Source organism: Rhizobium sp. H4, from assembly GCF_003013335.1.
GTDB classification, from domain to species: domain Bacteria; phylum Pseudomonadota; class Alphaproteobacteria; order Rhizobiales; family Rhizobiaceae; genus Rhizobium; species Rhizobium sophoriradicis.
This window is the reverse complement of sequence record NZ_PSOW01000007.1, coordinates 89,591-108,071: the sequence shown is the minus strand read 5'-3', so window position 1 is coordinate 108,071 and position 18,481 is coordinate 89,591. Positions and strand designations below refer to the sequence as shown.

Genomic DNA, 18,481 nt, shown 5'->3' with positions numbered 1-18,481 from the left:
GCCATCTGCCTCTCGGGCCGCCGCCGCTGCCCGTGCGCAAGCCGGCAGCCGTCATCCGGCACAATCGGGAATCGCCTTCGTGCGTCGCTGGACAAGACCTTCGGCCCTTGTTTAAGGAACGGAAAAGTCGTCAATATGTGCCGAATGCGAAATGGAGTGAGTGACTATGTTCGATGATCTTGTCGGAGCTTACGGCAGCCGTTTCCTGCTTGCGGCCGGTGGCGTCGGCCTGGCGCTTCTCCTGCTCATCCTCGTGCTCTGGGTGATCCGCAGCCGCGCCCCCTCGCCCTTCGTGCGCGGCGGCCGCAACCGTCAGCCCCGCCTGCAGGTGCTGGATGCTGCAGCCGTCGATACCCGCCGCCGGCTGGTGCTGGTGCGTCGTGACGACGTCGAACATCTGATCATGATCGGCGGTCCGACCGACATCGTCATCGAAAGCCGTATCCTGGCCGAGACGGCCGGACAGCCCGAAAGCGTCAAAGGGCCAGAGCCGGCCGGGGAGTGGCCGTCGAAAGTGTCGAACCCCGAATCATCGGCCGTCTCCGTAAGCCGTCCACCGCTTGCTGCCCGTACCGAGCCGGCCGCCGAGCCCGCCTTCGCGGCCCCAGCCGTCCCGGAGCCTCGGCCTCGCCCCGAACTGCCGGCCCAGCCGGCCGCGCCGCCGCCGGTGGCCACCAGCCCGCTTCCGGCGGAGCCCACAACGGTTCCGCTGTCGGCCGAACGCGACCATTCTCCGCGCCCCGCTCCGCCCCAGCCGCGCCCACCGGAACAACCGGTTGCTCCGCCGGTCGCGCAGCCCGCACCGTATCACGATAGGGCGAGTGCCGCCGAAATCCTTGACGCCGCACGCCAGCGGGTCCTGCCGCAGCAGCGCATCGATCCGGAAGTCTCCGCCCCTGACAGGCCGGCGCCGCGCACCGCGCCCGCGACGCCCGAGGACGAAGCGGCTGCGCAATCGGCAGCGGCGATTCGCCGCGATTTCCAGCGGGTGCTGGAACAGGAAATGGCAAACAATCTGACGGCCGAGCGCATCGTGCCGGCGCCGGCAAACCAGACCCAGCGCCCAGCCGCGCCGCAGCCCGCCAACCTGCCGCGCCGCGATCCCGAGCTTGCCCCGATCACCGGCGCCGACACGGAGCTGCAGAAGGAAGTTGCCCGTATTTTCGGTGAAATGAGCGTCAACCGCGACAAGTGATAGTCGCACCCGCAAGGTTGGTTGCCTGCATACGTGACTTCATCATGAAGTTGCAAAATTGCCGCAATGCCGCGGCTTTTTAGTCCTGGTGTCCTTCGGGCCTCCCCACCGCGTCGATCATTTGTTATCACTGGACGCGAAGAGCTTTGGCGCATCGAGGTCACACTTTGCCTAAGTAAATACCGGTCTCACCCAGTTTCACCCCGTACTGCCGCACAGCGACGCTGGCGGCATGCGACCATGTTCATCGGGTGGTGGCGAGAGACCGGTTTGGCATTGTTAGAATGTGCCATGCGCAGCTCCGCTGCTCAGCTCTTCAACCGCCGACAACATCGCCACACCGCGCCCGCAAGGCTTTCTCATGCACCATCTTGGTGGACTTCCGAACGGAAGACCAAGACGATATGTGCAAGACGCTTCGGGTCCGATGGACCATCACGCCCAAGACAGCCCCCCAGCCATGGATTGCGTGTAGCGGATGCGGAGGCCTCAGAGCTTTCCGATCCAGCGGCAAGATCCGGGTGAATGCCAACGGTCGCAAGCTCGACGCCTGGCTGATCTACAAATGCCTGATCTGCGAAAGGACATGGAACCGGCCGATCTTCGAGCGCCAGACTATCCGCGACATCTATCCGCTGACGCTCGAGGCGCTGCAGTCCAACGACCCGGATTGGATTCGCGCGGAAACCTTCAATCTCGATGGGCTGCGGCGCAAAGCACTGCGCGTTGACGAGTTCGCCGAATTCGACATTGCCAAGGAGATACGGCGCGAGAGCGCAGGCTGGACAAGCCTGGAAATCGAACTGACAGCCCAGTTCGCGACAGCGATACGGCTGGATCGGCTGTTGGCCGGGGAATTGAAAATGTCGCGCTCCCGCCTGCAGGCTCTGCACGCCCGGGGTCTATGTCGAACTGACCCCGGCGGGGTTGACATCATGCGGCGGCGGATCAGGAGTGGCACGCTTGTCACGATCGATCTCGCCATGGAGGCAGAGCGGGAGCGACTGTGGAAACCTCTGGCGGCAGGTGGCCCGCTCTAAATGCATGTCGTCCGGAAGTGTGCAGCGATTCCGGGACGACGACATGCATAAAACAAAAGCCGATGCGCGTCGCTCGAATCAAGTTGATGCGACGCTCATTGATGGGCGGCGCACGAAGAACGATCGACAAGCCGCGAGTAGGCCCGACAAAAAGGCGCCGCGATCAGATCGCGGCGCCCAATATGTCTCTGCCTATATCGAAAATGTCATTCGTCGCGGTAGACCTTTTCACGGCGTTCGTGGCGCTCCTGCGCCTCGATCGACAACGTCGCGATCGGGCGGGCGTCGAGGCGCTTGAGACCGATCGGTTCGCCGGTTTCCTCGCAATAGCCATAAGTGCCGTCTTCGATGCGCTGCAAGGCCGCGTCGATCTTGGAGATCAGCTTTCTCTGGCGGTCACGGGCGCGAAGTTCGATCGCCCTGTCGGTTTCCGACGACGCCCTGTCGGCGAGATCGGGATGGTTTGCGCTTTCCTCGGCCAGATGGTCGAGTGTTTCGCGCGCTTCTCTAAGGATATCGTTTTTCCAGGCGACCAGCTTCGCCCTGAAATAGGCACGCTGGTTTACGTTCATGAACTCTTCCTCTTCCGAGGGAACGTAATTGCTAAGATCGATCTTCTCACTCAACGCGATTCTCCTGAAGAACATCTCATCTGGGCGGGTGTATATCCCAAGCGCTAGCCGCGATTCAAGCCAAATACGACAGGTAAACAGATTTTTAAATCTGTTACAATTTTAAGCTAACGGCCTATTTTGTCATGGTTATTCCGGCTGTCGTTTTTGGCTTCGCCCTCAAAACGCCGTGTTGTCAGCCACGTTTTAGGCAGTTGCGGCATGGCTGGCGATTGACGGCTGCCGACCGCAGCCGCTACTGAAAAGACCCGCCCGATCCTGGATTTGCCCGTGACCGTACCGCTGCCTCCGCCCAATCGCATCTACCTCCTGCGTCATGCCGAGGCCGCCTGGGCCGAGCCCGGACAGCGCGATTTCGACCGGCCGCTCAACGAAAAAGGTTATGGCGATGCCGAGATCATCGCCGACAAGGCAGCCGACAAGGGCTACCGTCCGGATCTTCTGATCAGTTCGACGGCGCTGCGCTGCCGCGACACCGCCGATGCCGTCCACCGGGCGGTCGGCAGCGGCCTCGACGTGCGCTATGTCGATGCGCTCTACAACGCCACCGTCGACACCTATCTCGAAATCGTCGACGCGCAGGATCAGGCGGCCGTCATGCTGGTCGGCCACAATCCGACCATGGAGCAGGCGCTGGAGGCACTGATCGGCCCCGAGGCGATGGTCAGCGCCCTTCCCGGCGGCTTTCCGACGGCAGGCCTTGCCGTGATCGATTTCGATGTGTCCGTCACTGCCTGGCGCCTGACCGATTTCGTTGTCGTCTGAAGTCGTCGGAGCAATTGGAAGAGCGGCAGATAATTTCGTTTTCTGCGGGAAAGGGAAATGCGTTCGCGCCACTTCTTTTGCGGACAACGTCGCCTTCCTATATTGCCGGCAGTCATCAATCGGAATCGCGCCTTGCCGCCACGCCTGACATCCCTTGCGGACGACGCCCGCATCGCCTTCGACAATCTCGCCGACCGGGCGACCGGCCTGGTCAATCCGACCTTAAGGCTCGGCGTCACCGGCCTCTCGCGATCCGGCAAGACGGTTTTCATCTCCTCGCTTGTCCACAATCTCCTGCATGGCGGCCGACTGCCGCTGTTCGAGCCGGTGCAATCGGGGCGCGTTTCCGCCGTGCGGCTCGAGCCGCAGCCTGATGATGCCGTGCCCCGCTTCCAATACGAGGATCATATCCGGGCGCTGGTGAAGGACCGCATCTGGCCGGATTCGACCCGCGCCATTTCCGAGTTGCGCATCACGCTCGATTATCAGAGCGCCAGCGGCTGGAATCGCCTGTTCTCGCCCGGCCGGCTGTCGATCGATATCGTCGATTATCCCGGTGAATGGCTGCTCGACCTGCCGCTGCTCGGCAAGGATTATCGCACCTTCAGTGAGGAGACGATCGCGCTGGCGCAAACCGGCGTCCGCTCCGCCTTGTCGCAGGGATGGTTGGCGCTGACACGTGCCGCCGATATAAATGCCGGCGCCGACGAGATGGTCGCCCGCGAACTTGCCACCGCCTTTGCCGATTATCTCAAGGCCTGCAAGGCCGACGAACGCTCGCTCTCCACCTTGCCGCCCGGGCGCCTGCTTCTGCCCGGCGATCTCGACGGCTCGCCGGCGCTGACCTTCGCTCCGCTCGCCTTGCCGCCCGACGGACGTCCCGATCGCGGCTCGCTCTGGGCGATGATGGATAGGCGATACGAAGCCTATAAGTCGGTGGTCGTCAAACCCTTCTTCCGCGAGCATTTCGCCCGGCTCGACCGCCAGATCGTGCTGGTCGACGCGCTGCAGGCGATGAACCGCGGCCCCGAAGCCGTTCAGGATCTGGAACGCGCACTGACCGATGTGCTCGCCTGTTTCCGCCCGGGCACCAATTCGCTGCTCTCCTCGCTGCTTGGCCGCCGTATCGACCGCGTATTGGTCGCCGCCACCAAGGCCGATCATCTCCATCATGAGAGCCATGACCGACTCGACGCATTGACCCGCCGCCTCGTCGATCGCGCCATCGCCCGCATCGGCATGGCCGGCGCCGGCATCGATGTGATGGCGCTTGCCTCCGTGCGAGCAACTCGAGAGGCGTCGGTCAAACGTGACGGCCATGACCTGCCCGTCATTGTCGGGACGCCGATGGCGGGTGAAACCATTGCCGGCGAGCGCTTCGACGGCCAGAGAAAGACCGCGATCTTCCCCGGCGACCTGCCGCAGGATCCGGAAGGGCTGTTTGACCGTATCGCCTCGGGCGACAACGGTGGAACCCTGCCCGAAGTCAATGTCGTCAGGTTCCGTCCGCCGCATCTCGAGGAAACCGGCGGCGGCATCAAGCTGTCGGTGCCGCATATCCGCCTCGACCGCGCCATGCAGTTCCTGTTCGGAGACCGTCTCGCATGAGCAAGCCCCCGTCCGATCCGCCGCGCCGCCCACCCGCAGCCTTCGCTTATGAAGATGAGGCATCCGAGCCGCGCGATAGCGGCCGCCAGCAGCAAGGCCGGCGCAAACCCGAAAGCTTCTCTGAGAATATCCTCGTGACGCCCGACGAGGATGACCCCTTCATCAATCCTGAAGGGGATCTGAGCGCGCTGCCGGTCGCGACGCCACGCAAGCGGCGTACCTCCTTCGGCAAGATCGCCGCCGGCGCCTTCGGCATCCTGCTGTCGCTCGGCATCGGTCTCTGGACCGACCGGCTGATCCGCGATCTCTTCACCCGCGCCGACTGGTTGGGTTACGCAGCCCTTGGTGTGCTCGCGATCGGCATCCTCGCCGTGTTTGCCCTCATCATCCGCGAGACCGCGGGCATGATGCGCCTTGCCGCCGTGCAGACGATCAAGGCCGAAGCGGAAGCCGCGATTCTCGAAACCCGGCCGGCGAAGGCGCGCGCCGTCGTTGCGCGCCTTACCACGCTGCTTGCCGCCAACCCCGAGACATCGAAGGGACGTGCGACGCTGAAGGCGACCGAGGGTGAGGTCATCGACCCCCCGCATCTGATTGCCTTGGCCGAACGAGAACTGCTCGCCCCGCTCGACCGCAAGGCCCGCGCCCTCATCGTCAATGCCTCCAAACGTGTGTCGATCGTCACCGCCGTCAGCCCGCGCGCGGTCGTCGATTTGCTGTATGTACTTTACGAGGCCGTCCGCCTCATCCGCGCCATGGCGGAACTCTACGGCGGCCGTCCCGGCACGTTCGGCATGTTCCGCCTGCTGCGCGACGTGCTGGCGCATCTGGCGGTCACCGGCTCGATCGCCGTCGGTGACAGCCTCGTCCAGCAGGTGCTCGGCCATGGGCTGGCCTCGAAGCTCTCGGCCCGACTCGGCGAAGGTGTCATCAACGGCTTGATGACCGCCCGGATCGGAATCGCAGCGATGGATCTTTGCCGCCCGCTGGCCTTCCGCGCCCTGAAACGGCCGGGAATCGGTGATTTCATCGGCGATCTCACGCCTTCCATGTCACCGCGCAGCAACAATCCTTAATCGACGAAGCAATTCCGTACCTTTCGCCTTCCCCAGCGTGAAGTCGTAAAATAGTATTTGCCTCAACAGGTTAGCGGCAGGATATTAAAATCCTTACGGCATGGAACGCCTGTAATCCCTTGCATTTCGGCACAGTCGAAAGGAAGGATTAACCATTCTTCGGCAAAACTTGGCACCAGTTCGTGAGTGGTGTTTGCCAAGGAAAATCCATGTATTCGCGCAAGTTTCTCTTCGTATGCGGCCTCGCCGCCGCGGCATTGTCTCCGGTCGCAGATGTCGCTCCGGCAGCCACCGCCGCAACCCGTGACAAGGCCTTCTTCGAATCCGTCGCGGGCTCCTGGAAGGGCCCCGGCGAGATCGTCGCCGGTAAGTACAAGGGCACGAAATTCACCTGCAACCTGATCGGTGAGCCCACTGGCGACAGCAATGCCGGCATCAAACTCGATGGCACCTGCCGCGTCGGCGTCTTCAAGCAGCCGATGACCGCTGTCATCTCCCAGTCAGGCTCCAGCTATAAAGGCAAGTTTCTCGATGGCGCCGCCGGCAAAGGTCTTGACGTCGTCTCCGGCGCCGTCACCGAGGATACCGTCGTGGTCGGCATCAACCGCGCCAAGCTGAACGGAGCAATGATCGCCCGCGTGCGCGACGACAAGACGATGAACGTCACCGTTTCTGTCAAGGTCGAAAGCCAGATGATCCCTGTTATCGGCCTGACATTGACGCGTCAGGTCGACGAAATGGCCGTCGGCTCCATCCAGTAGACAGAACGCATAACGGATTTTCCTGAAGCGGCGGGTTTCCCGCCGTTTCGCGTTTCAGGATCCCGGCTTCAGGCGCTCCGCCACCACCAGTCGCCGCTGTCATCGGCGACCTCGATGCCCGTCACGTCGGCGTCGAGCAGCCAGTCGCTGACCGGCCGCCCCCTGACGAGAAGGCTTGGCGCGATATCGGCAAGCGGCATCAGCACGAAACCGCGCTCCGTCATCCGCGGATGCGGCAGTTCCAGCCGCGGCGCGTCCTGGACGACGTCGCCATAGGTCAGCACGTCGATATCGAGCGTGCGCGGCCCCCAGCGTTCGACACGCTCGCGTTTCATCTCGCGTTCGATCGACAGGCAGAGATCGAGCAAAGCTTCCGGAGGAAGCCAGGTTTCGATGGCGGCGCAGGCGTTGAAGAAGAAGGATTGGTCCGTCTTGCCCCAGGGCGGCGTGCGATAGAGCCGTGACACGGCGGTAATACGGCACTCGTCGTGCCCGTCGAGCCTTTGCAGCGCCGCCGCCATCGCCTTTACCGGCTCGCCGATATTGCCGCCGAGGCCTAGGGTGGCGGATCGCAATGCGGCCTCAGGCAAAGTGCTCAACGCTCACCTGCACGAAATCGAGCACGCCGGGCACCGGCGCGTTCGGCTTGCGCACCGTGATCTTCGCCCGCCGGACCTGCGGAAACGTCTCGCAGAGCCCCTTGGCGATATCGAGCGCCAGGGCCTCGATGAGATAGCGCCGCTTGCCGGTGACGATCTGCTCGATCACGGTGAAAGCGATGCCGTAATTGACGGTATCGTCGATCGAGTCGCTTTTCAGCGCCTCGCCGGCGACGACATCGAGCTCGGCATCGACAAAGAAGCGCTGGCCGAGGAATTCCTCCTCGTCATGCACGCCGTGGCGCGCAAAGAAGGCGCAATTCTGCAGCGTGATCGTGTAGGTGGTCATGTTGGCCGCTTCCTCTCGAATTCCTGGCGCGCATTCAGCATAGCATCGGCGATATCAAGCGCATCCCTGTTGATTGCGACATTGTGCACCCGGAAAACCGCAGCTCCTTGGAGGCGCAGCAGCACGCTCGTCGCAGCCGTCGCCACGTCCCGGTCCGGCGCATCCCGCCCTGTCACAGTGCCGAGAAAACGTTTGCGTGAGGTACCGGCAAGCAACGGCCGGCCAAAGCGCGAAAGTTCGGAAAACCGCGCCATCAGTTCCAGATTCTCCTCCGCCGTCTCCTTGGCGAAGCCGAAGCCCGGATCGAGCACGATGCGGTCGCTGTTGACACCTGCCGCAGCGGCGATCGCAAGCGAGCGTTCGAGAAAATGCACCTGGTCGGCGATCACATCGGCAAGTTTGATCCGGTCGCGGCCGGTATGCATGATGCAGAGCCCCGCCCCTGTCGCCGCGGCCAATTCCGCGATGCCGCTCTCCTTCTGCAGTCCGGAGACATCGTTGACGATATGGGCGCCGGCGCTGACCGCAAGCCGCGCCGTCTCGGCGCGATAGGTGTCGATGGATATCAGCGCCTGGGTGCGGCCGCGCAGCGCCTCGATCACCGGCAATACCCGCGCCTGCTCCTCCGAAGGGCTGACCGATGCTGCGCCCGGCCGGGTCGATTCGCCGCCGATGTCGACAATCGCGGCGCCATCGCTCACCGCCTGCAGCGCGTGTTCGACGGCGGCATCGACGGTTTTGAAGCGTCCGCCATCGGAAAAGGAGTCCGGCGTCACATTAATGATCGCCATGATGAGAGAACGACGGCCGAGTTCGATCTCCCGGCCATGGCCGACACGCCATAAACTGCCTTCGAGCCCTGTCACCAGACTTGTCCTATTGATGACGAAAAAAGCCGCCATCCGATATTGCGCTTGCGGTGGCTATGCCCCAAGCTCCTGTCGATTTCAACATGGGTTGCGTTCAGAATGCCGCTTGCAGTGCGTTATATGGTCCTTCCTGTCGCCTTTTCCATTGCTCTGTCTCTCAGCGGCGAAGCTGCAGCCGAAGTGATCGCAACGAAAAGCTATTCCTATTTCGACATCCGCGGCAAAACCGCGGAGGAGCTCGACCAGGAACTCAGCCGGCGCGGCCCGACGGCGAGCGGCTCGTCGGCGCGCCATCCCGGCGCCACCAAGATCCGCTTCGGCGGCGAGGCCACCTATATTCAGGATGACGGCCGCTGCCGCGTCGGCAACGTCAAGGTCACGGTCCACACCCAGATCATTCTGCCGCGCTGGAACAGCCGCCGTGGTGCCAGCAAGGAACTGTCGATGATCTGGGACGCGTTGTCGAGCGACATCAAGCGCCACGAGGAGCGCCATGCGGAGATCGCCAGAGATCAGGCCCGCGCCATGGAGCGCGCCATCCGCGCCCTGCCGCAGCAGCGCAGCTGCGAGGCCATGCAGGAGCTCGTCTCCAACGAGTCAGCTCGCGGTATAGAGGAGCACGATCGGCTGCAGGCGCGATTCGACCGGGTTGAGGCGGTCAATTTCCAGAAGCGCATGTTGCGATTGCTGAATAATCGAATCAAAGGTCGAGCCGGCGCAAAATAAGGATTTTTCAAGCTGCTTGCGAGCGGAAAAACTTAGCTGCGCAACGAAACTTGTGCGAAACTTGCGCGCTCCCCAGCGTCTTAATGGTCATTTTTCATCCTGGCAGACTCAACCGGAACGCGTTAATATGAACGCATTCGAAAGTTCAGCTACGGCATCTGGACTTCCTCGCTGGGTTCTCCTGGCGCGTTCCGAAGCCGCGGATGGTCCTCCCTCATCCGTAGGTAATGCGCCCGCCTCGCCTCGCTCGCACCAGCGCGCGAGGCGTCTTTTTTGTGGTTATAGCGGCGAAAGGCCGACCTCAGGCCTGGCGTTCAGGCACGTGCACTATGAGCCCGTCATAGGCGGCCTTCATCCGGATCTGACAGGAGAGCCGCGAGGTGGGGCGCACATCGAAAGCGAAGTCGAGCATGTCCTCTTCCATCGCTTCGGGCTGGCCGACCTTCTCCGTCCATTCTTCGTCGACATAGACGTGACAGGTCGCGCAGGCGCAGGCGCCGCCGCATTCGGCCTCAATGCCGGGCACCGAATTGCGCACGGCATTTTCCATCACGGTGGAGCCTTGATCGACGTCGAGGTCGAAGCGCGTGCCGTCGAAGGCGACGATGGTAAGTTTGGGCATCAGGACTATTTCCGGTCTTGAAATGGGTGGGCGGCTCTACTTCCGACAATTCGACGCATCAGTCAACATTGCGAAATTCGCCATAACCTCGCAGATCGGGCCGTCGCCCGTCGTCTTCAATGCGTCATATCGGAGGTCGCAAAAAGACCCGTGGTTCCGCAATGGAACAGCGGCCTGCTGCCTAATTCCTTAATTAATGGCCGTTCAAACTGCTACAGGTCTGAAAAGACGCGCGGCGCTGTGGTTCGAACAACGGTGAAAGAGAGATCAGCCGCGGCAGAGCTTCAGGATGAAATTCTCCGCGTCGAGGACGGCAGCGCCCAGCGCCGCCATCGCACCGGCATCGCCGCCGGTCTCCTCGATGACTTCCGCCGTCTGCGACACGCGGAATGCGCCGACCGAACTAGCCGCGCCTTTCAGCCTGTGCGCGGCGGCGCCGACACGGACGGTTTCGCCGCTCGCAATATCCTGAAGACAGGCGCGGGCTTGGCGGGCAAACATCTGAAGGACTTCGATTTCCAGCGTCTTGTCGCCCATCGTCTGCTTCGCGAGGTGAACCAGGTCGATCGGCCGGACCTTCGAGGGACAAGGTCCCTTTGCATTGTCCGGCGCCTCGAATACGATATTCAATGCTGCCATCTGGGCCGCCATCTGCCAATTCTCCGTCTCACGTCGTCCGCACTTGCAACAGTTCTGCGTCACGAGGGTGGCCATCCCGTTAAATTCCGGCACAGCGGGCGCGGAAATCTCGGCATATGGTTAACGTCCGTTAAATATCCCTAAATTATTGGTTTTTAAGCCGGCTCTCGGATTCAAAATTGTTAACAACGAGTTAACGAGCTGGAAATCTCAAGCCTTCATTAATTGTGTGACGAGCCCAGATGTGTCACTACGATACTGGTGGAGCGGGTTTATGGTACGCGCCTTTGCCGAGTGAGTGGATAATGGTAGTGTTTTGATACCTTCCGTTTGAAAAAGCGGCTATCTACTCTGAAATGACATGCTTATCCGTCCGCGGTTGGGATGGAGGGCATAACGGCAAAGTTGTTCCGGGATAAGGCGGAAGCCTGGGCAGCGCTGGCGGACCGGCCGACAGTAACGAGGCGTAACCGAATGGCGAATAACAAATACAATGAGTCGATAGAGGACAAGGCGTTCAAGGCATTGGACGAGGCGCTCCAGATCGATTTCGGCAAGGATAATGTGCCGTCTCGCCGCGGCGACGCGCCTGAGGCGCCGGAGGGGAATGTGTCTGATCCATCGAATGCGCGTAATCAGCAAACCCAGGAAGAAATGCAGCGCCGCAACCGCCGCAGCGCCAATGGCGAGCAGGCTTCCAGGGCTCCGGCCTTTGCGCCCGCCAATGATGCCAGCCGCAATACGCCCGCCTCGATCCTGAAATCCTTCGACGGCGCCTCCAGCCGCTCGGCAATGCGCACCGCCACCCTGTTTTCCGTGCTCTGGGTGATGGCGGGCCTCGGCCTGATGTCGCTGCTTTACGCGCCGCAGATCTGGCAGATCCGTTCGATTGCCGACCTCGTCGCCCTGCCCGGTGTCATTGCCGGCCTGGTCGGCATCATCATTCCGGTGATGATGTTCTATGCGTTTGCGGTCATGATCTCCCGCGCCCAGGATATGCGCAACGCCGCCCGTTCCATGGCAGAGGTGGCATTGCGCCTGGCGGAGCCGGAAACCATCGCCTCCGAACGCATCATGACCGTTGGCCAGGCGGTGCGCCGCGAGGTCTCGGCCATGAATGAAGGCATCGAGCGCACCATTGCGCGTGCTACCGAGCTGGAAACGCTGGTCCATTCCGAAGTCAACGCGCTGGAACGCTCCTATGCGGACAACGAATTGCGCGTGCGCGGCCTTGTCCATGAACTCGGCTCCGAACGCGAGGCGATCGTCAACCATGCCGACCGCATCCGCACCTCGATCGGCAGCGTCCACGATCAATTGAAGGAAGAATTGTCGCTGGCGACCGAAGAGATCGCCGTGCGTCTCGCGACGTCGGGCGAAGCCTTCGCCTCGCTGATCGACACGCGCGCAGCGACGATCCTGGAAAAATCGGACAGCGCTTTGCAGTCGATGGGCAGCCTGCTTGCCGCCAAGACCGACAGCCTGCTCCAGACGCTCAACGCGTCCGGCTTTGCGCTGGCCACCGAATTCGACAACCGCCTCGAAGCGCTCACCGTCAATCTCAACGAGCATGGCGAAAAACTGCTCAGCCAGTTCGAGACGCGCGCCTCGACCATGGACAGCAGCACCGAGAAGCTCAACGCAGCACTGAACGAGCGCACGCATCAGCTCAACGAAATCCTGATCGCCCGCACCCGCGAGATCAACGAAAGCCTGACATCAGGCGAACGCACCATCGGCGGTACGCTCGACGACGTCTTGTCGAAACTGAACAGCGCGCTTGACGAAAAGGGCGCAAGCTTCCGCCAGAGCCTGCAGAGCACCGCCGACGACGCCGTCATGGATCTCGACCTTCGCTCCGGCTTCTTCGAGGAGCGGCTGCAGACGACCGTCGCTCAGCTTTCGACCGCCTTCGATGAGCGCGTCGCCGAATTCACCAGCGCTTTCGACAAACGCACCGGCTCGCTCGACACGAAGCTGATGGAAAGCCTTGCCCGCATCAACGAGACGCTGACCGGCGGCTCGGATTCGATCGATGGCATCCTTAATTCCGGCATCGACCGCATCGGCTCCTCGATGACGGATCACTCGCTGGCGCTCGCCACCGCCCTCGCCACCAGCCACGAAGTGCTGGAAAACACGCTCGGCACTCGCAGCGAGGAAATCACCACCGCGCTGACCAGCCGCACCGGCGAGCTGACCTCGGCGCTGCAGAACGCGACGTCCGACATCTCGCTAGCGCTTGCATCAGGCACTTCCGACCTGCAGAACAATCTCCAGGCTCGCTCAGCCGAGTTCCGCGACACGCTGCGCGCCACCACCACCGAGCTGACCGCCGCCGTCGCCGCCGGCACGCAAGAGGTGACCACCGCCTTCGGCGGCCGCGCCGAGGCGTTGAGCGGCGTGCTCACTGCACGCACTGCCGAAATCAGCGAGGCGCTCGGCGCTGCGCATGGACGCATCGACAGCGTCATGGCAGAGCGCGGCGGCGCGCTCGTGGATGCGCTGACCAGCCATCACGGTCGTTTCGAGGAAGCGCTGTCCACTCGCTCCGACGCGATCATCAACGCTGTCGCGGGCACCCACGACCGTCTCGCCGAAACGCTCGACGAGAAGGCCATGGCGCTTGCCATTTCGTTGAACGAGAGCCAGGCCCGGATCGAAGATACGCTCGAAACCCGTTCCGCCACCCTGCTGAACGCGGTTTCCGGCACGCATGACCGACTGTCGGAGACGCTCGACGAGAAGGCAATGGCGCTCGCCATCTCCTTGAACGAAAGCCAGAGCCGCCTCAAGGACACGCTCGAAACCCGCTCCGCAGCCTTCCTCAATGCCGTGTCCAGCACGCATGAGCGGCTGTCGGAAACACTTGATACGAAGGCAGCTGCGCTGACGACGTCCCTCGACGAGAGGCACGCGCGCATCGAGGATGCGCTCGGGACACGCGCGGAAGCCCTGCTCAGCACCATAGCCGGCACGCGTGACCGCCTTGCCGAAACGCTTGATGAAAAGGCTATGACGCTTGCCATTTCCTTGAACGAAGGCCAGGCCCGTATCGAGGACACGCTGGAAACCCGCTCCGCAGCCCTGCTGAACGCTGTCTCCGGCACCCACGACCGCTTCGCCGAGGCGCTGGACGGTAGGGCGTCGGCTATTGCCGCCTCGCTGAGCGAGACCCAGGCGCGTATCGAGAATACGCTCGAAACCCGCTCCGCCGCCCTGATGGATGCGGTTTCCGACACGCATGACCGCCTCGCCGAAACCTTGGACGAAAAAGCGATGGCGCTTGCCATCTCGCTCAACGAGAGCCAGGCTCGCATCGAGGATACGCTGGAAAGCCGCTCCGCGGCTTTGCTGAATTCCGTTTCCGGCACCTACGACCGTTTCTCCGAAACAATCGACGAGAAGGCGATGACGCTTGCCATCTCGCTCAGCGAGAGCCAGGCACGGCTCGAAGACACATTGGAGACCCGGTCCGAGACCTTCCTCAAGGCCGTGTCGGGCACGCCGGAGCGTATCGCCGAAATGCTCGACCAGAATACATCGGCGCTCACCGCTTCCTTGAACGAAGGCCAGCGGCGACTGCAGGACACGCTGGAGACCCGCTCGGAATCCTTCCTCAATGCGGTTTCCGCCACCCATGACCGGCTGTCCGAGACACTTGACGATCGGGCGATGGCGCTGGCCATCTCGCTGAACGAGAGCCAGAGCCGCCTCGAGGAGACGCTGACATCGGGTGCCGATGCGATCACCAACGCCGTCTCCGGCACGCATGAACGCCTGAACGGCGTGCTCGACCAAAAGGCCACCGCGCTGGCCGCCTCATTGAACGAAGGCCAGGTCCGCATCGAGGAAGCCCTGGGACACCGAACCGCGGCGATCATCGGCGCCGTGACGGCAAGCCACGACCGGCTCACCGATACGCTCGACGAAAAGACCATGGCGCTCGCCATTTCGCTCGACGACAATCAGAGCCGCTTCGACAGCGCGCTCGAAGCCCGCAGCAATTCCATCATGGAAGCCGTCGCCAGTGCCGAGGCGCGCGTCGCCGGCGCCTTTGCCGACAAGACCGATGCGATCCATAACGCTTATGCCGACAATCAGCAGCGGCTCGAAAATGCGCTTTCCCAGCACAGTGCGACCCTCTCGGGCGTTCTCGATGCCGGCGGCGCCCGCTTCGAGGATATCGTCGGCGGCTTGACCGGCCGCATCGAAGGCCGCCTGAGCGATGCCCATGCGCGGCTCGGAGGTCTTGCCGAGGAGGCCGCGGCGCGCATCGAGAGCGGACTGGATTCTGCCCATGAGCGCATCCGCACGACGCTGGAGGATCGCGCCAACGCCATCGACCTGTCGCTGAACCAGGCCCATACGTTGATCAGCGATACGCTGACCGAACAGGCGACCAGCATCGGCACATCGGTGGCGACGACCGTGAGCATGCTCGAGATGTCGCTGGAGCAGCGTGAAGCCTCGATCCGTCAGGCGATCGATGCCGGCGCTCAGACATTGGAAGATCGCATGCATGCCGGCGCCGGCCAGATCGCCGGCCGCTTCCAGGAGGCGGCAAACACAATTTCGAACTCCGCCCAGAACCTTTCCACCCATCTCGACCAGTCGGTTGCAAACCTTGCGGGCAGTCTTGAAGAAACCGGTTCTCGCATGGAAGCCGGCCTGACGGCGATCGAGAGCCGCATCCGTGACGGCGTCGGCGGCGTTGCCGACAAGGTTGAAGCTGCCAGCAGCCAGCTGTCCGGCGTGCTTGCCGACGGCATATCCCGTCTCGGCGCTCTTGGTGACGACACCACCCGACGCATCTCGGCGACGCTCGAAGGCAGCGCCGCAAATCTCACCCAGGCGATCGACAGCCGCACCGCGAATCTGGCCGAGACCCTGGACAGCCGCACGACCACGCTGGCGGGCGCCATTGAGGGCCGCACGGCAAGTCTCGGCGAAACTCTCGACCGCGGCAACGAGCGCATCGAGGAACGCCTCTCGACGATGGATCGCGCTTTGACTGTCGGCCTCGAAGCCGTCAACCGAACCATCGAAGGCAAGGCCGCCGGCCTCGCTTCGACGCTACGCAGCGCCGTGGCAGAAGCCGCCCAGGGAATGGAAGGCGAAGCGACGAGAACCACCGAACTGCTCGGCAAGACCGGCCAGCAATTCGCTGAGGAACTCAATGCAAAAAGCGACGAATTCACCCGCACCATGGATGAACGTTCGTCGCAGATCGTCACCCGCGTCGCCGAAGCCCAGAACCGCCTGGCAACCCAGGCCGCTGCCGTCGCCCAGACTTTCTCGGAAGCCGGCAATGCCATTGTCAACAAAGTCGCCGAGGCCGAGACCATCGTCGGCACGCAGGTCAACGCCATTTCCAAGGCCCTGTCGGATGCCGGCCAGTCTCTCGAAGCGCGCGGCAATGCCATCCGCACGACGCTGTCGGGGGCCGGCAGCGAGATTTCCGCCACCATGGCGGATGTCGACCGGGCGCTCGAAGCCCGCAGCAGCGCCATCCGCACAAATCTCGAGGAGCGCAGCCGCGAGATCGATACCACCCTCTCCGATATCGACCGGGCGCTCGAAGCGCGCGGCAACTCGATCCGCTCGACGCTCGAGGAACGCACCCGCGACCTCAACTCGATGCTATCAGGCCGCTCTGTCGAATTGACCCGTATCCTCGACGAAACGGCCCGCCCGATCATCGATCGCTACACCGATGCCGGTGAGCAGGCTGCCGCCCGCATCACCGCCGCCGCCAACCTGAGCGCCGACCGTCTGCGCGCCGAAAACGAAGCGCTCGCCAGCGCCGTTGCCGCCCGCACCGAGAATGTCGCCAATGCCGTCAGCGCCATCGAGAGCAGCCTGGTCGGCAATGTCAACGGTCTGGTCCAGCGCATGTCGGAAAGCAGCGCGGCGATGGCCATGATGATGAACCGCGCCGCCGAGCAGTTGACGAGCGTCGACGGACGTCTCGGCGAAACCACGACGCGCTTTGCCGACTCCGCCACCAAGGCCGCCGAAATGGTCAATGCCTCGACCCGGCTTCTCGAAGGCAAGGTCGACCGCCTCTCCGACATATCAGGCCAGACATTGGCCCAGGTCGGCGGCATCATCGGCCGCTTCGACGAACATTCCAAGGTTCTGACCCAGGCCTCACAGCTTCTGGGTGCCGCCCAGTCCAACCTTGCCTCGACGCTCGAGGAGCGTGAAGGCGCGCTGCAGGCGCTCTCGGTCAGCCTGGTCCAGCGCTCCGACGAGATCGAAAAGACCATGCAGGGCCTCGGCGGCATGATCGAGACCGTGTTCGAGCGGGCCGAGCAGCGCTCTAACCAGGTCACCGGCAATCTACGCCAGGGCGTCCAGTCCTCCTTCGCCGATATCGGCCGCATTCTCACCGAAACCGAGAAGCGCGCCCAGGAGGCGGCCGAGACGATGCGCCAGGCGATCACCCGCGCGGGCGAGGAAGCCAACACGACGATCGACGGCACTTTCGCCAATGTCGAGCGCCGTTCCGGCGACCTCTCCAATCGTATTCGCGGCGGCCTCACCGCCTCGTTGTCGGAAGTCGAGCGCATGCTCGGCGAGGCCGGCCGCGCCTCCGACGGTGCCGCTCAGCACATGCGCGAATCGCTGCGCGAGGCGATCGAGGATGCCGTTGGACGCTTCTCCGGCGCCACCGAGGATATTCGCCGCTCCGCCGCCGACATTCGCAGCGAGCTTGACGCCACCCGCGCCGAACTGAAGCGCGGCGCCTTCGACTTGCCAGAGGAAGCCAAGGAAAGCGCCTCGGCCATGCGCCGCGCCGTCGCCGAGCAGATCAAGGCGCTTCAGGATATCTCCCAGCTCGTCGGCCGCTCCAGCCAGCAGCTTGAAATCTCCCAGCCCGTCGCCCGCTCGCTTGCCCAGGCACAGCCGGCGCCGCGCCCCGCCCAGCCGGCCGCTCAACCGCCGCAGCCGGCGGCACCGCCGCCGATCGAAGCGACGGGGCTGCGCGGAACGATCGCGCCCTCCGCTCCGGCTGTCGCCGCTCAGCGCGCCGCCCCGCAGCCGGCCCCCGCTCGCCAGGAAGCAGCCCGTCAGGAACCGACCCGGGAAGGCGGCGGCTGGATCAGCGATCTTCTGCGCGGCGCTTCGCGTGACGAGGCCGCGGACGAGGCGCCTGCCCGGGCTCCGGCTCGGCCGGCGGAAACCCCCGCACCGGCCGCACGCAGCAACGACAGCCGCAATCCGCGCCACGTCGTAGAATCGCTGAACTCGCTCTCCGTCGATATCGCCCGCGCCATCGACCACGATGCCTCGGTTGATCTCTGGCGCCGCTACCAGCGCGGCGAGCGTGACGTCTTCACCCGTCGTCTCTACACGCTGAAGGGCCAGCAGACCTTCGACGAGATCAAACGCAAATACGACCGCGAGCCGGAATTCCGCACCGCCGTCGACCGCTATATCGGTGATTTCGAAAAGCTGCTCGCCGATGTCGCCCGCACCGACCCGAACCAGACTGTCACTCAGTCTTATCTGACCTCGGATACGGGCAAGGTCTACACCATGCTCGCCCATGCAGCCGGCAGGCTCCGCTAAGCCTGTCCGATAGCCGTGATTA

At 63.3% G+C, this 18,481-nt stretch carries 14 protein-coding genes; 8 read left to right on the top strand and 6 right to left on the bottom strand.

Annotated elements, in window-relative coordinates:
- Window positions 1–166 precede the first annotated feature (166 nt).
- Window positions 167–1,195: a flagellar biosynthetic protein FliO gene (locus C4N04_RS12710; protein WP_179363767.1), complete on the top strand. Its 1,029-nt coding sequence runs from the start codon at window positions 167–169 to the stop codon at window positions 1,193–1,195.
- Between the two features lie 404 nt (window positions 1,196–1,599).
- On the top strand, window positions 1,600–2,235 hold the full coding sequence (locus tag C4N04_RS12705) for a DUF1062 domain-containing protein (RefSeq protein WP_106796154.1): 636 nt from the start codon (window positions 1,600–1,602) through the stop codon (window positions 2,233–2,235).
- Between the two features lie 206 nt (window positions 2,236–2,441).
- On the opposite strand, the gene dksA is transcribed toward C4N04_RS12705, so the two are convergent.
- Window positions 2,442–2,861 carry an RNA polymerase-binding protein DksA gene (gene dksA, locus C4N04_RS12700; protein ID WP_008525884.1) on the bottom strand — a complete coding sequence of 140 codons (420 nt, stop codon included), beginning with the start codon at window positions 2,859–2,861 and terminating at the stop codon, window positions 2,442–2,444.
- Window positions 2,862–3,137: 276 nt separating this feature from the next.
- Between dksA and C4N04_RS12695 the strand changes: the two genes are divergently transcribed.
- The 4 genes from C4N04_RS12695 to C4N04_RS12680 all read left to right on the top strand — a co-directional run bounded on the left by C4N04_RS12695 (window position 3,138) and on the right by C4N04_RS12680 (window position 7,077).
- Window positions 3,138–3,632 carry a histidine phosphatase family protein gene (locus C4N04_RS12695; protein ID WP_039620024.1) on the top strand — a complete coding sequence of 165 codons (495 nt, stop codon included), beginning with the start codon at window positions 3,138–3,140 and terminating at the stop codon, window positions 3,630–3,632.
- A 132-nt stretch (window positions 3,633–3,764) separates the two neighbouring features.
- Entirely contained in the window at window positions 3,765–5,240 is a 1,476-nt protein-coding gene (locus C4N04_RS12690; RefSeq protein ID WP_106796230.1) for a YcjX family protein, read from the top strand.
- Entirely contained in the window at window positions 5,237–6,316 is a 1,080-nt protein-coding gene (locus C4N04_RS12685; RefSeq protein ID WP_106796153.1) for a TIGR01620 family protein, read from the top strand. The genes C4N04_RS12690 and C4N04_RS12685 overlap by 4 nt, the downstream gene beginning before the upstream one ends.
- 209 nt (window positions 6,317–6,525) lie before the next feature.
- On the top strand, window positions 6,526–7,077 hold the full coding sequence (locus C4N04_RS12680; protein ID WP_038689266.1) for a hypothetical protein: 552 nt from the start codon (window positions 6,526–6,528) through the stop codon (window positions 7,075–7,077).
- Window positions 7,078–7,145: 68 nt separating this feature from the next.
- Here C4N04_RS12680 and folK read toward each other — a convergent pair whose 3' ends face one another.
- Genes folK through folP form a run of 3 tightly spaced genes read right to left on the bottom strand, consistent with a single transcriptional unit; the run spans window position 7,146 to window position 8,891 of the window.
- The gene (gene folK / locus C4N04_RS12675; RefSeq protein WP_096761801.1) at window positions 7,146–7,667 is read right to left on the bottom strand and encodes a 2-amino-4-hydroxy-6-hydroxymethyldihydropteridine diphosphokinase; all 522 of its coding nucleotides are present in this window, start codon (window positions 7,665–7,667) and stop codon (window positions 7,146–7,148) included.
- Window positions 7,660–8,025 carry a dihydroneopterin aldolase gene (folB, locus tag C4N04_RS12670; protein WP_009986496.1) on the bottom strand — a complete coding sequence of 122 codons (366 nt, stop codon included), beginning with the start codon at window positions 8,023–8,025 and terminating at the stop codon, window positions 7,660–7,662. Before folB ends, folK begins: the two co-directional genes overlap by 8 nt.
- The gene (gene folP, locus C4N04_RS12665; RefSeq protein ID WP_106796229.1) at window positions 8,022–8,891 is read right to left on the bottom strand and encodes a dihydropteroate synthase; all 870 of its coding nucleotides are present in this window, start codon (window positions 8,889–8,891) and stop codon (window positions 8,022–8,024) included. Before folP ends, folB begins: the two co-directional genes overlap by 4 nt.
- A gap of 102 nt (window positions 8,892–8,993) precedes the next feature.
- On the opposite strand from folP, the gene C4N04_RS12660 reads away from it, so the two are divergent.
- Entirely contained in the window at window positions 8,994–9,620 is a 627-nt protein-coding gene (locus C4N04_RS12660) for a DUF922 domain-containing protein (RefSeq protein WP_077989241.1), read from the top strand.
- Between the two features lie 301 nt (window positions 9,621–9,921).
- On the opposite strand, the gene C4N04_RS12655 is transcribed toward C4N04_RS12660, so the two are convergent.
- Entirely contained in the window at window positions 9,922–10,242 is a 321-nt protein-coding gene (locus C4N04_RS12655) for a 2Fe-2S iron-sulfur cluster-binding protein (protein ID WP_009993280.1), read from the bottom strand.
- Window positions 10,243–10,509: 267 nt separating this feature from the next.
- On the bottom strand, window positions 10,510–10,893 hold the full coding sequence (locus C4N04_RS12650) for an Hpt domain-containing protein (RefSeq protein WP_010060336.1): 384 nt from the start codon (window positions 10,891–10,893) through the stop codon (window positions 10,510–10,512).
- 462 nt (window positions 10,894–11,355) lie between these two features.
- Between C4N04_RS12650 and C4N04_RS12645 the strand changes: the two genes are divergently transcribed.
- Window positions 11,356–18,459: a hypothetical protein gene (locus C4N04_RS12645; RefSeq protein ID WP_106796152.1), complete on the top strand. Its 7,104-nt coding sequence runs from the start codon at window positions 11,356–11,358 to the stop codon at window positions 18,457–18,459.
- Window positions 18,460–18,481: the final 22 nt, after the last annotated feature.